We start from the raw sequence: 13,134 nt of genomic DNA on the forward strand, positions 1-13,134 counted from the left end.
ATAAACAAAAAAAGCCGTGTACTGGTATGTACACGGCTTTTAACAAAAATAAAAACTGGCGGCGACCTACTCTCCCACTTTCGTAGTACCATCGGCGCTGGTGGGCTTAACTTCTGTGTTCGGAATGGGAACAGGTGAGCCCCACCGCTAAAACCACCCTAAAGTTGGTTCCTATTTGCTCCTATGAAGCAAATGGTAGTTTTATATTTTTATGCTATCTTGATTCAAGTAGCATAAATTATCGGTAATTAACATCACAAAGGCAAAACCTTGATTGCACTTATAAGGCTTGGTTTTATTAACCTATTAGGCTATAAATCTACGGGTAATTAGTACTACTCGGCTATGCTGTTACCAGCTTTACACCTATAGCCTATCAACGTGGTCATCTCCCACGACCCTTAAAAGATGTCTCATCTTGAGGCAGGTTTCGCACTTATATGCCTTCAGTGCTTATCCTTACCAAACATAGCTACTCTGCGGTGCGCCTGGCGGCACAACAGATACACCAGAGGTTTGTTCAATTCGGTCCTCTCGTACTAGAATCAAGCCCTCTCAAACATCTAACGCCCGCAATAGATAGAGACCGAACTGTCTCACGACGTTCTGAACCCAGCTCGCGTGCCACTTTAATGGGCGAACAGCCCAACCCTTGGGACCTTCTCCAGCCCCAGGATGTGACGAGCCGACATCGAGGTGCCGAACCTCCCCGTCGATGTGAGCTCTTGGGGGAGACTAGCCTGTTATCCCCGGAGTACCTTTTATCCTATGAGCGATGGCCCTTCCATACGGAACCACCGGATCACTATGTCCTGCTTTCGCACCTGATCGACTTGTAGGTCTCACAGTCAAGCACCCTTATGCCATTACACTCTACGCACGGTTACCAAGCGTGCTGAGGGTACCTTTGAAAGCCTCCGTTACTCTTTTGGAGGCGACCACCCCAGTCAAACTACCCACCACGCAATGTCCTCGTTTCCGAGTTAGGCTCTAAGTAAACAAAGGGTGGTATTTCAACAACGGCTCCACCAACACTAGCGTGCCAGATTCATAGCCTCCCACCTATCCTACACATTGTTTACTCAAAGTCAATACGAAGTTATAGTAAAGGTTCACAGGGTCTTTTCGTCCCATTGCGGGTAATCGGCATCTTCACCGATACTACAATTTCACCGAGCTCGTGGCTGAGACAGTGCCCAGATCGTTACACCATTCGTGCAGGTCGGAACTTACCCGACAAGGAATTTCGCTACCTTAGGACCGTTATAGTTACGGCCGCCGTTTACTGGGGCTTCAGTTAATGCCTTCGCTTACGCTAAGCACCTTCCTTAACCTTCCAGCACCGGGCAGGTGTCAGACCCTATACAGCATCTTTCGATTTAGCAGAGTCCTGTGTTTTTGATAAACAGTCGCCTGGGCCTCTTCACTGCGGCCTCCCCGGAGGGAGGCGTCTCTTCTTCCGAAGTTACGAGACTATTTTGCCTAGTTCCTTAGCCACGACTCACTCGAGCACCTTAGGATTCTCTCCTCGACTACCTGTGTCGGTTTTGGTACGGGTTGCTTCACTTCGGCTTTTCTTGGAAGCGCTTTCCCTACAACAACTTCGCCCGTAGGCTAGGTCTCAACTATTCCGTCAGTCTTCAGTAAGTACGGCGCTCCGTCCCCTTTTTTAGTGTGAGCAAGTATGGGAATATTAACCCATTGTCCATCCACTTCCCCTTTCGGGTGCGCGTTAGGTCCCGACTAACCCTCAGCTGATTAGCATGGCTGAGGAAACCTTAGTCTTTCGGTGAGGGGGGTTTCTCGCCCCCTTTATCGTTACTTATGCCTACATTTTCTTTTCTATAAGCTCCACAATACCTCGCGATACTGCTTCTGCGCCGATAGAATGCTCTCCTACCGATGTATTAATACATCCCATAGCTTCGGTACTATACTTATGCCCGATTATTATCCATGCCGAACCGCTCGACTAGTGAGCTGTTACGCACTCTTTAAATGAATGGCTGCTTCCAAGCCAACATCCTAGCTGTCAATGCAGTTCAACCGCGTTCTTTCAACTTAGTATAGATTTAGGGACCTTAGCTGGTGGTCCGGGTTCTTTCCCTCTCGGACATGGACCTTAGCACCCATGCCCTCACTGCCGACGAACATTTATTAGCATTCGGAGTTTGTCAGGAATTGGTAGGCGGTGAAACCCCCGCATCCAATCAGTAGCTCTACCTCTAATAAACTTAACATCGACGCTGCACCTAAATGCATTTCGGAGAGTACGAGCTATCTCCCAGTTTGATTGGCCTTTCACCCCTACCCACAGGTCATCCGAAGACTTTTCAACGTCAACCGGTTCGGTCCTCCACTTTGTGTTACCAAAGCTTCAACCTGCCCATGGGTAGATCACAAGGTTTCGCGTCTAATCCTACTAACTATTCGCCCTATTCAGACTCGCTTTCGCTCCGGCTCCGGACCTGAAGTCCTTAACCTCGCTAGTAAAATTAACTCGTAGGCTCATTATGCAAAAGGCACGCCGTCACAACTATAACGCTGCTCCGACCGCTTGTAGGCGTACGGTTTCAGGTTCTCTTTCACCCTTCTATTCGAAGTGCTTTTCACCTTTCCTTCACAGTACTTGTTCACTATCGGTCTTTCAGGAGTATTTAGCCTTGGAGGATGGTCCCCCATATTCAGACAGGATTTCACGTGTCCCGCCCTACTCTTGTATCATCTAAATATGCCTTTCATATACAGGGCTTTCACCTTCTATGGCTGTTCTTTCCAAAACATTCTATTAAACATATATAAACTTTTGGGCTAATCCGCTTTCGCTCGCCACTACTTACGGAATCTCTTCGATTTCTTTTCCTCCGGGTACTTAGATGTTTCAGTTCTCCGGGTTTGCTCCTCTTGCGAGGTGACAGGCCTTCAACCTGCCGGGTTGCCCCATTCGGATATCTACGGATCAATTCGTGTGTGCCAATCCCCGTAGCTTTTCGCAGCTTACCACGTCCTTCGTCGCCTCTGAAAGCCTAGGCATCCGCCATACGCCCTTAACGATTTCTTTCCTAATTTATTGGTTACTCAAGCACTTATAAGTGCTCGGTTTTCTCTTTGTGATGTCTTTTTACCGTTAATGTCAATGTTCTTTAGTCTTGATTAGTCTCTATTGCTTTCCTTTAAACGAAATGGCTCTCATTTCTTTACTATAAAGTCTTCCAATAGTCTAATCTATTGTGGAGAATAAGGGAGTCGAACCCTTGACCTCCTGCGTGCAAGGCAGGCGCTCTAGCCAGCTGAGCTAATTCCCCCTCTCTTTCAATTAGTAGTCTCGGGCAGGCTCGAACTGCCGACCTCTACATTATCAGTGTAGCGCTCTAACCAGCTGAGCTACGAGACTCTGTAATCTCTTCCCTTTATACTAATCTTTAGGGGTTATATTTTTAATATTACAACCAACCAGTAAAAAACCAAAGCTTACTTTAAGTAAGTACTCTTGTTTTTGTTTATACTCCAAATGAGTCTCTAAAATGAGATGTTCCAGCCGCACCTTCCGGTACGGCTACCTTGTTACGACTTAGCCCTAGTTACTAGTTTTACCCTAGGCAGCTCCTTTTACGGTCACCGACTTCAGGTACCCCCAGCTTCCATGGCTTGACGGGCGGTGTGTACAAGGCCCGGGAACGTATTCACCGCGCCATGGCTGATGCGCGATTACTAGCGATTCCAGCTTCATAGAGTCGAGTTGCAGACTCCAATCCGAACTGAGACCGGCTTTCGAGATTCGCATCACTTCGCAGTGTAGCTGCCCTCTGTACCGGCCATTGTATCACGTGTGTGGCCCAAGGCGTAAGGGCCGTGATGATTTGACGTCATCCCCACCTTCCTCTCTACTTGCGTAGGCAGTCTCACTAGAGTCCCCAACTGAATGATGGCAACTAGTGACAGGGGTTGCGCTCGTTGCAGGACTTAACCTAACACCTCACGGCACGAGCTGACGACAACCATGCAGCACCTTGAAAATTGTCCGAAGAAGGATCTATTTCTAAATCTGTCAATTCCCATTTAAGCCTTGGTAAGGTTCCTCGCGTATCATCGAATTAAACCACATGATCCACCGCTTGTGCGGGCCCCCGTCAATTCCTTTGAGTTTCAACCTTGCGGTCGTACTCCCCAGGCGGCTAACTTATCACTTTCGCTTGGTCTCTGAACTATAATAGCCCAAAAACGAGTTAGCATCGTTTACGGCGTGGACTACCAGGGTATCTAATCCTGTTCGCTCCCCACGCTTTCGTCCCTCAGCGTCAGTTATAACTTGGTAACCTGCCTTCGCAATTGGTGTTCTGAGTAATATCTATGCATTTCACCGCTACACTACTCATTCCAGCTACCTCAACTATACTCAAGACTCGCAGTATCAATGGCAGTTCTACAGTTAAGCTGCAGGCTTTCACCACTGACTTACGAGCCCGCCTACGGACCCTTTAAACCCAATAAATCCGGATAACGCTTGCACCCTCCGTATTACCGCGGCTGCTGGCACGGAGTTAGCCGGTGCTTATTCGTATAGTACCTTCAGCTACCCTCACGAGGGTAGGTTTATCCCTATACAAAAGAAGTTTACAAACCATAGGTCCGTCGTCCTTCACGCGGGATGGCTGGATCAGGCTCTCACCCATTGTCCAATATTCCTCACTGCTGCCTCCCGTAGGAGTCTGGTCCGTGTCTCAGTACCAGTGTGGGGGATCACCCTCTCAGGCCCCCTAAAGATCATTGACTTGGTGAGCCGTTACCTCACCAACTATCTAATCTTGCGCGTGCCCATCTTTATCCACCGGAGTTTTCAATATTAAATGATGCCATTCAATATATTATGGAGTATTAATCTTCCTTTCGGAAGGCTATCCTCCAGATAAAGGCAGGTTGCACACGTGTTACGCACCCGTACGCCGCTCTCAAGAGTAGCAAGCTACTCTCTACCGCTCGGCTTGCATGTGTTAGGCCTCCCGCTAGCGTTCATCCTGAGCCAGGATCAAACTCTCCATTGTATGTTTTTCCCGTCTCACTCAAAGTTTTTGTTACGCTTTGGTTTTTATCCTTACTTGGTTGTTATATCTTAATTCAATGTTCTCTATTCTTCTCTCGCTCACCTTCCTAAGCCCCTCTCAGAAACTTCGTCCGATTTGCGAGTGCAAAAGTAAAACTTATTTTTGAAATGACAAAATATTTTTTAATATTTTTTCAGTAATCTTTTAAGCTTCTCTTGCGCTCCGTTTTTGAATTCGGACTGCAAAGATACAACTTATTTTTTAACTACCAAATTTTTTGTAAAAAATTTTTATCTTACCTTTCGTTCTCTTTCGCCGCTCACCATCTCTGATTTGCGAGTGCAAAAGTAAAACTTATTTCTGATATGACAAAATATTTTTTAATCTTTTTTTAAAAAATATTTCCTTAAATTCAATACCGCTCTACTCTCTCGTAATGAGGGTGCAAAAATACCCCTTACTCCTCAATCCTCCAAATCTTTTTACACCTTTTTTTACCCTATTATTACTAACACCCTGTTAATCAATGCTAAAAATTTTATACTCCCCCTGAAATATAAAATACGGGATTGTCTGATGTACTATATATACTATAAGTATACACATATAAAAGTATATGAGTGGTTTTTTATATCTTTGTATTTATGTCGTTAGATGCTTTATCTTCTTTTATGCCTGTGGGCGCACTGAATTATCTTTCTGTTTGGGGGAGCGCATTTCCTATTCATATTAAAGTAACCCGCCCAAGACATTCTAAACTGGGAGATTATCGGAAACTTAAAAATGGGAAACATCAAATCACGATTAACGGTAATTTGTCACCTTTTCTTTTCTTTTTTGTGCTGACTCACGAGATGGCACATTTAATCGCTTTTGAAAAATATCAAAGGATTAGCCCACATGGTAAGGAATGGAAACAGACTTTCGGGCAGTTACTTTTGGAAAGTTTGGAGGTTTACCCTCAGGATTTGCAGGAAATTTTAAAATCATTCGCTAAAAATCCGAAAGCCAGTTTTAATGCTGATGTCTCTTTGGCGAGGTATTTTAAAGCCCCTCCTTCTCATCAATCCCTAATCGAAGATTTGGAACTCGGTGATGTGTTTTATTATAGATCGCAAGAATATCAAATCCACGAAAAAAGAAAAAAGCGTTACCTTTGTATCCACCTCGGTACAGGGCGACAGTATTTATTTAGCCCTACGGCAGAGGTTCAACCATTAAAATTACTGAATAATGAACATGAAAAATAATTATAGCGTTATTATGGCAGGAGGCATCGGCAGTCGCTTTTGGCCGCTGAGCACCCAAGATTTCCCTAAGCAATTTCAAGATATTTTAGGCGTAGGCAGAACGATGATTCAGCAAACTTTTGACCGAATCTCTAAAGCGGTACCCATCGAGAATATTTTTGTAATTACTAATAAGGAATATGTGCAGCTGACTGCGGAGCAATTGCCCGAGCTGCCGCCACAAAATATCATAGGAGAACCGATGATGAAAAATACTGCCGCGTGTAATATTTATATGGCGAACATCATCTCTGAGCTTAATCCTAATGCCAATATCATTGTAACCCCTGCCGACCACATGATTTTAAAGGAGGGTTTGTTTTTGGAGAAAATCAACCTTGCTTTTTCTATCGTCGCACAGCACGATTACCTTATTACTTTGGGCATCACGCCCACTCGCCCAGATACGGGTTACGGCTATATCCAAGTCATTGAACATCCTAACGATAGTCTTCTAAAAGTAAAAACTTTTACCGAAAAACCTAATTTAGAGTTAGCCAAAGCTTTTTTAGAAACAGGAGATTTCCTTTGGAATGCAGGTATTTTCATCTGGTCTGCTCAAAGTATTTTAAAAGCCTTCAGCACCCACCTCCCCGAAATGAAGCAATTGTTTGATGAATGCGACTACCAAGCCAATGATACCGAACCCAACTGCATCGAAAAAATTTACTCTAAAGCCGAAAAAATCTCAATAGACCACGGTATTTTGGAAAAAGCCGAAAATGTTTATGTGATCCCTGCGGATTTAGGTTGGAGCGATTTAGGAACTTGGAATTCCGTTTATGATAACGCCGAGAAAGATGTCCACCATAATGCTATCAAATCTAAAAATATCCTGACCTATGATACCCAAGGTTGTATTGTTCGGTTAAAAAATGAACATAAAATCGCGATTATTGATGGATTAGAAGACTACATCATCGTGGATACTGAGAAAGCACTGCTCATCTGCCCAAGAGCTCACGATCAAAAAATAAAAGAATATGTTTTAGACCTGAAAGACAAAAAAAATGGCAATCAATTCATCTAAATCATAAAAAATGTTTATCTTTACTACCAAATCATATCGAAATGTTAGTAAAGGTTTACGGCAGTGCCATCTATGGCGTTTCGGCACAGACCATCACGATAGAGGTTAATGTAGATAAAGGCATTGGCTACCATTTGGTGGGGCTTCCTGACAGCGCTATTAAGGAAAGTAGCCACAGAATCTCGGCAGCGTTAAAAAATGTAGGTTATAAATTACCTGGCAAAAAAATCATCATCAATATGGCACCAGCCGACCTTCGGAAAGAAGGCTCGGCGTATGATTTGAGCATTGCCATTGGGATTTTGGCGGCATCGGAGCAGATTGTTGCTGAAGATCTACACCGCTATATTATTATGGGCGAGCTTTCCTTAGACGGCGGACTGCAACCGATAAAAGGCGTTCTACCCATCGCCATCAAGGCGAGAGAAGAAGGCTTTAAAGGCATTATCCTCCCACAGCAAAATACGCGCGAAGCCGCCATTGTTAATGATTTAGAGGTCTACGGCGTAGAAAACATTAAAGAAGTAATTGATTTCTTTAATGAAGGAAAACCTCTTGTACCCACCACCATCAATACTCGAGAAGATTTTCAAAGCAAAATCAACCAATTCCCTTTTGATTTTTCCGAAGTTAAAGGGCAAGAAACCGCCAAACGCGCTATGGAAGTAGCAGCAGCAGGTGGGCATAACATCATTTTGATTGGTCCCCCAGGTAGCGGCAAGACCATGCTCGCCAAGAGAATTCCGAGTATTTTGCCTCCGCTCAGCTTGAAGGAAGCCTTGGAAACAACAAAAATTCATTCTGTGGCAGGGAAAATGGGCGCCGAAACCTCGCTAATGACCATCAGACCTTTCCGAGCGCCGCACCACACCATCTCTGATGTAGCACTAGTGGGCGGTGGTGGCTACCCTCAACCTGGAGAAATCTCCTTGGCTCATAACGGTGTTTTATTTTTAGATGAGATGCCCGAATTTAAACGAACGGTGTTAGAAGTGATGCGCCAACCGTTAGAAGATCGGGAGGTGACCATTTCTCGAGCCAAATTTACGGTCAACTACCCTGCCAGCTTTATGTTGGTTGCCTCTATGAACCCCAGCCCCAGCGGATTTTTCCCTGATGATCCCAACAACACCTCTTCGGCTTTTGAAATGCAACGCTATCTCAACAAACTCTCGGGACCACTATTAGACCGCATTGACATTCATATTGAGGTTCAAAAAGTGGATTTTGACCAACTGACAGACCAGCGCCAAGGCGAACCCAGCCATAAAATAAGAGCGCGCGTGCTGAAAGCAAGGGAACAACAAAGTTTGCGCTTCAAAAATCTTCCCATAAGCTATAATGCCCAAATGGGACCTAAAGAACTGAAATTGTTTTGCCAATTAGACGATGTCTCGCTCAAGTTGATTAAAACGGCGATGGAAAAACTCAACCTTTCAGCAAGGGCTTATGATAGGATTTTGAAAGTCGCCAGAACGATTGCCGATTTAGAAAATTCGGAGGATATTCTATCTCACCATATTGCGGAAGCCATACAATACCGAAGCCTTGACCGAGATTTTTGGAAAGTATAGCAAAAAAAACAATTAAAAAGTTGTATCATTAAAAAATAATCGCATATTTGTTTCATGAATAAAATTTATTATTTTAATTAATTTAAAAGTTTTAACATTATGAAAAGAAAAACATTTTTATTAAGTTTAGCATTAACATACATTTCTTCGTTTGTATTTGGATCGGAAAACTCAGTTAGTAATAACAGATGGCTCGATTAAGGAAGAGGGTTTTAATTACTTTATGATTAGTAACTGTGGCACATCTTCCGGACAATGGTGTGGTAGCGTGGAATCATTTGAAAAATTTGTAAAGAGTTTCCTTGCACAAGATTGTGGTAACAATAACACAAATTAATCAAACAACTTTATTAGCCTTTAAGCTTATCCTTAAAGGCTAATTTAATGATTTATTGTTTATGAAAAATTTAGTATTATTTATAACTGTATTATTATGCCATCTTTATATGGGACAATATAGAGTGGATTATCGTGTTTGGCACAGGGTAGATTCTGCGGTAAGTATGAAAGATGTAAAGCCTTATGATATGAGCCTTTATCTAAAAGATGCCAAACGCTCGGTTTATATATCACCCTTAAAAATTTATAATGATTCTTTAAGCCAAAGCAGAAAATCAAAGACCCTAGCGGATGTTAATTATATACTTTCTGCTATAAAAAGAGGGGGTAACCAAAAAGAATATATCACTGTAGATTTACAAACAGCATCTATTGACCAATATATAGATGTAACAACAGATTGGTTTAAATACTCTTCCAAAGGTCCACAATGGAAATTATTAGACAGTACCAAAAACATAGGACCATTTCTTTGCCGTCAAGCGACTACGGAGCTCTCAGGAAGAACCTATACCGCTTGGTACACTGAAGAAATCCCTATTTCTGCAGGACCTTTTAAGTTGATTGGACTACCAGGCTTAGTATTATCAGCAGAAGATCAAGCAGGAGATATTAAAATAGAATTGGTAGAAATTAAAAAGTCTAATAAAGGAATAGAAGATTTAAACTTAAGTGAAGAAAATGTCAGCGATGTCAAGAATTATAATCAATTTCTAGAATTGATAAAAGCCTCATTCTATAATCGAGTGCATCCAAAACTGTATGAAAGCTTTGATCAAAATAGTAAAAAGCAAGCCGATGAACGCTACCAAGCAAGAGTTCGAAGATACAACAACTTTATAGAACGCTAAAATTTCTTATGCACAGATAAAAAAAGACTGCCTCAAAATTGAAGCAGTCTTTTTTTATTGTAAAAGATGACGCTATTATTCTGCAGATTCAGCAGCTGGCGCTTCTCCTTCTGTTTCTTCTTCGTCTTCATCATCATCAGCGATAGCACCGCCTTTCATTGCAGTTCTTGACATCTTAACTGCCACAACCACTGCATTATCTGGATGCATAAAAGTGTAAGCTTCGTTTTTGATATCGCCAACATAGATTTTGTTACCAATTCTTAATTTGGTCACATCAATCACGATTTCGTCTGGCAAATTAGCTGGTAGCGCTTTTAGTTTTAGTTTTCTGAAAGACTGTCTAAGCACACCACCGGCAACTACCCCTCTTGCTCTACCTGTAATTCTTACTGGTACTTCCATCACCACAGGCTTATCTTCGCTAAGTTGATAGAAATCTGCATGGAGAATTCTGTCTGTAATCGGGTGGAACTGAATGTCTTGTAATACCGCTGGAATAGTCTCTCCATTTACTTCAATAGATACCGTGTGTGCATCTGGAGTATAAACCAAGTTTTTGAAAGATTTTTCTTCTGTAGAAAAATGTACTGGGTCATTACCTCCATAAACAACACAAGGGACTAATTCAGCATCGCGTAACGCTTTTGTTGCTTTTTTGCCTACGCTTTCTCTTTTCTGTCCTTGAATTGTAATAGATTTCATTTATAAAAATTTTAAATTGTTTTTAACTTTATTGTTTATTACTTACTGAAAATCAATTAGATAATAAACTTATCACTGATGGATTTATGCTCGTGTACCATTTTCATCACCTCAGCAAATAATGGGGCGCAAGATAGCACTTTTATTTTAGATGGGCAATTATTTTTGATAGGAATTGTGTCTGTTACAATAACTTCCGTTATTTTTGAGTTTTCAATATTCTCATAAGCCTTGCCAGAAAGCACAGGATGCGTTGCCATAGCTCTTACACTTTTGGCACCTTTTTCTATCAAAATATCCGCCGCCTTGCAGAGGGTTCCTGCGGTGTCTATCATATCATCAATTAAAATCACATTTCTGCCCTCTACATCTCCAATGAGGAACATCTCCTCTACCACATTGGCTTTCTTGCGTTCTTTGTAGGCGATAACCACCTCTGCACCCAAGTGCCCTGCATAATTTTTGGCACGCTTGGCACCTCCCATATCTGGCGATGCAATGGTGAGGTTGTCTAAATTTAAAGATTTAATGTAATCCACAAAAATGGTGGAAGCATAAAGATGATCCACAGGAATTTCAAAAAAGCCTTGGATTTGGTCGGCGTGGAGGTCCATCGTCATAATCCGTGTAGCACCAGCTGCCGTTAATAAATTAGCAACCAACTTGGCACCAATAGGCGCTCTTGGCTTATCTTTTCTATCTTGTCTGGCTAATCCATAATAAGGTAAAACCACGGTAATACTCTTTGCTGATGCGCGTTTGGCGGCATCTATCATCAGTAATAATTCTAAAAGATTATCCGCTGGTGGAAAGGTAGAACCGATTAAAAAAACGCGACCGCCCCTCACCGATTGGTCTAATACGGGCTCAAATTCGCCATCGCTAAACGCTTGAAAATTGATTTTCCCTAATTCTTGTCCGTATTCTTTAGCAATTTTCTCCGCTAAATCTTTACTTGTTCTGGTACTAAATAGATAGCTTGCTTGGTGTGACATTTTTACTTTTTTACGCTGTGCAAAATTAAAAAATAAAACCTAACTTCCTACATATTCCATAAAAAATTAACCTTAAACTCAATGATGAAGATGCTTATAAAGGTGGAAACCGCCTCTCATAGTTAATAAGTTGGCAAGATTTTGTAATAAATCTACCTCAATATTCCCCAAAATACAGAGTCGTAAAGCTATTTTTAAATATTATCAACATTTCTCCCCTACCGCTTTTCCTTAAAAAAATTTTTGATGATTAGGCTACATTCTTGTTCTAAAATCCCCGTGACAATCTCTGTTTTGGGGTGGAGACTCAGTCCTTTATTGATAAAGCCTCGGTGGGTATCTCTGGCACCAATCACCACTTTTGAAATTTGGCTCCACGCTAAGGCTCCTGCGCACATCACGCAAGGTTCTAAAGTAACATAAAGCGTGCAATCGATCAGGTATTTGCCACCAAGAAAATGGGCTGTAGCAGTAATAGCTTGCATCTCGGCGTGAGCCGTCACATCGTTTAGGGTTTCCGTTAAGTTATGCCCCCTTGCAATGATGCGCCCTTGGCTTACCATCACGCAACCTACGGGAACTTCGCCACGCTCCAAGGCGGTCTCTGCCTCCATTAAGGCTTGCTTCATAAAGTATTGATCAGTCATCGTCATCATTTTAAAAGATGAGAGGCAAGAAAACCTGTCCTTACCTCTCTATTAACTATATGAAAAAACAATTGATGATTTTTCGGTTAAGAAAAAATTACTTTTTAATCTCCACACAGCCTACTCTACCGCCTGCATTTCCTGTAGGTTGCGAGGTGAAATCATCTACGCCAGCGTGGATAATGATGGCTTTACCAAAAAGATTTTTAGTGGCATCATCACATCCCAAACACCATTGGTCTGTGCTGAATACCAAATGGGCTTTGCCATCTTCGCCAGCCACTAAATTACCAATATCACCTTTATGAAACTGTTGGGTATCCCACTTGCCGTGATCGTGTCCTGTAGGGTTCCAGTGTCCACCCGCTGATTTCCCATCGGCAGAGGAGCAATCACCTTTTTCGTGGATGTGGATGGCGTGTTCCCCTGGTGTAAGATTGGCTACCTTTACATCTAAAGTCACCTGATTGCCTCTTTGAGAAAGTGTGGCGGTACCCTCTGTAGGCGTTCCGCTCTTAGGCGCTATGGTGTAAGTTTTTTTAACAGTGCTACAAGAAGCCACAGAAAGGGCAATCACAACGGCACCTAATGCTACTTTTAATGTTTTCATAATGTTTTTATTTTAAGGTTAATGATGCTCGGCATCTAAAAATATGGGCTAA

At 42.4% G+C, this 13,134-nt stretch carries 8 protein-coding genes, 2 tRNA genes and 3 rRNA genes; 4 read left to right on the forward strand and 9 right to left on the reverse strand.

Features of this window, described 5'->3' with window-relative positions; genetic code table 11:
* Positions 1–53: 53 nt before the first annotated feature.
* The 5 genes from rrf to NYR17_RS00025 all read right to left on the reverse strand — a co-directional run bounded on the left by rrf (position 54) and on the right by NYR17_RS00025 (position 5,042).
* Positions 54–161: ribosomal RNA gene (rrf, locus tag NYR17_RS00005) — 5S ribosomal RNA — on the reverse strand.
* A gap of 148 nt (positions 162–309) precedes the next feature.
* Positions 310–3,061 (reverse strand): 23S ribosomal RNA (locus tag NYR17_RS00010).
* A 170-nt stretch (positions 3,062–3,231) separates the two neighbouring features.
* A tRNA-Ala gene (locus NYR17_RS00015) sits at positions 3,232–3,305 on the reverse strand.
* Between the two features lie 15 nt (positions 3,306–3,320).
* Positions 3,321–3,394, reverse strand: a tRNA-Ile gene (locus NYR17_RS00020).
* Positions 3,395–3,522: 128 nt separating this feature from the next.
* Positions 3,523–5,042, reverse strand: a 16S ribosomal RNA gene (locus NYR17_RS00025).
* The 16S, 23S and 5S rRNA genes sit together here with 2 tRNA genes alongside, the layout of an rRNA operon.
* Before the next feature lie 644 nt (positions 5,043–5,686).
* Here NYR17_RS00025 and NYR17_RS00030 point away from each other — a divergent pair.
* The 4 genes from NYR17_RS00030 (at position 5,687) to NYR17_RS00045 (ending at position 10,125) form a co-directional block, all read left to right on the forward strand.
* The gene (locus tag NYR17_RS00030; RefSeq protein ID WP_302505489.1) at positions 5,687–6,292 is read left to right on the forward strand and encodes a SprT-like domain-containing protein; all 606 of its coding nucleotides are present in this window, start codon (positions 5,687–5,689) and stop codon (positions 6,290–6,292) included.
* The gene (locus NYR17_RS00035) at positions 6,276–7,361 is read left to right on the forward strand and encodes a mannose-1-phosphate guanylyltransferase (RefSeq protein ID WP_302505490.1); all 1,086 of its coding nucleotides are present in this window, start codon (positions 6,276–6,278) and stop codon (positions 7,359–7,361) included. Before NYR17_RS00030 ends, NYR17_RS00035 begins: the two co-directional genes overlap by 17 nt.
* Positions 7,362–7,402: 41 nt before the next feature.
* Positions 7,403–8,935, forward strand: coding sequence for a YifB family Mg chelatase-like AAA ATPase (locus NYR17_RS00040; RefSeq protein WP_302505491.1), 1,533 nt, complete (start codon positions 7,403–7,405; stop codon positions 8,933–8,935).
* Between the two features lie 398 nt (positions 8,936–9,333).
* A complete protein-coding gene (locus NYR17_RS00045; protein WP_302505492.1) occupies positions 9,334–10,125 on the forward strand; it encodes a GLPGLI family protein in 792 nt (263 codons plus the stop codon).
* Positions 10,126–10,200: 75 nt separating this feature from the next.
* Here NYR17_RS00045 and NYR17_RS00050 read toward each other — a convergent pair whose 3' ends face one another.
* The 4 genes from NYR17_RS00050 to NYR17_RS00065 all read right to left on the reverse strand — a co-directional run bounded on the left by NYR17_RS00050 (position 10,201) and on the right by NYR17_RS00065 (position 13,082).
* Complete coding sequence (locus NYR17_RS00050) at positions 10,201–10,830, reverse strand: 50S ribosomal protein L25/general stress protein Ctc (protein WP_302505493.1); 630 nt, start codon at positions 10,828–10,830, stop codon at positions 10,201–10,203.
* A gap of 56 nt (positions 10,831–10,886) precedes the next feature.
* Positions 10,887–11,825, reverse strand: a complete 939-nt coding sequence (locus tag NYR17_RS00055) for a ribose-phosphate pyrophosphokinase (RefSeq protein WP_302505494.1) — start codon at positions 11,823–11,825, stop codon at positions 10,887–10,889.
* A 218-nt stretch (positions 11,826–12,043) separates the two neighbouring features.
* Positions 12,044–12,472 (reverse strand): nucleoside deaminase, encoded by a 429-nt coding sequence (locus NYR17_RS00060; RefSeq protein WP_302505495.1) that lies wholly within the window; start codon positions 12,470–12,472, stop codon positions 12,044–12,046.
* Positions 12,473–12,569: 97 nt separating this feature from the next.
* Complete coding sequence (locus tag NYR17_RS00065) at positions 12,570–13,082, reverse strand: superoxide dismutase family protein (protein ID WP_302505496.1); 513 nt, start codon at positions 13,080–13,082, stop codon at positions 12,570–12,572.
* Positions 13,083–13,134: the final 52 nt, after the last annotated feature.

Origin of the sequence: Riemerella columbina (genome assembly GCF_030517065.1) — a bacterium.
GTDB lineage: Bacteria > Bacteroidota > Bacteroidia > Flavobacteriales > Weeksellaceae > Riemerella > Riemerella columbina_A.

Coding starts and splice junctions, on each gene's coding strand:
- NYR17_RS00060 (WP_302505495.1), bottom strand. CDS start 12,472: ATGACTGATCAATACTTTATGAAGCAAGCCTTAATGGAGGCAGAGACC.
- NYR17_RS00035 (WP_302505490.1), top strand. CDS start 6,276: ATGAACATGAAAAATAATTATAGCGTTATTATGGCAGGAGGCATCGGC.
- NYR17_RS00055 (WP_302505494.1), bottom strand. CDS start 11,825: ATGTCACACCAAGCAAGCTATCTATTTAGTACCAGAACAAGTAAAGAT.
- NYR17_RS00045 (WP_302505492.1), top strand. CDS start 9,334: ATGAAAAATTTAGTATTATTTATAACTGTATTATTATGCCATCTTTAT.
- NYR17_RS00030 (WP_302505489.1), top strand. CDS start 5,687: ATGTCGTTAGATGCTTTATCTTCTTTTATGCCTGTGGGCGCACTGAAT.
- NYR17_RS00050 (WP_302505493.1), bottom strand. CDS start 10,830: ATGAAATCTATTACAATTCAAGGACAGAAAAGAGAAAGCGTAGGCAAA.
- NYR17_RS00040 (WP_302505491.1), top strand. CDS start 7,403: ATGTTAGTAAAGGTTTACGGCAGTGCCATCTATGGCGTTTCGGCACAG.
- NYR17_RS00065 (WP_302505496.1), bottom strand. CDS start 13,082: ATGAAAACATTAAAAGTAGCATTAGGTGCCGTTGTGATTGCCCTTTCT.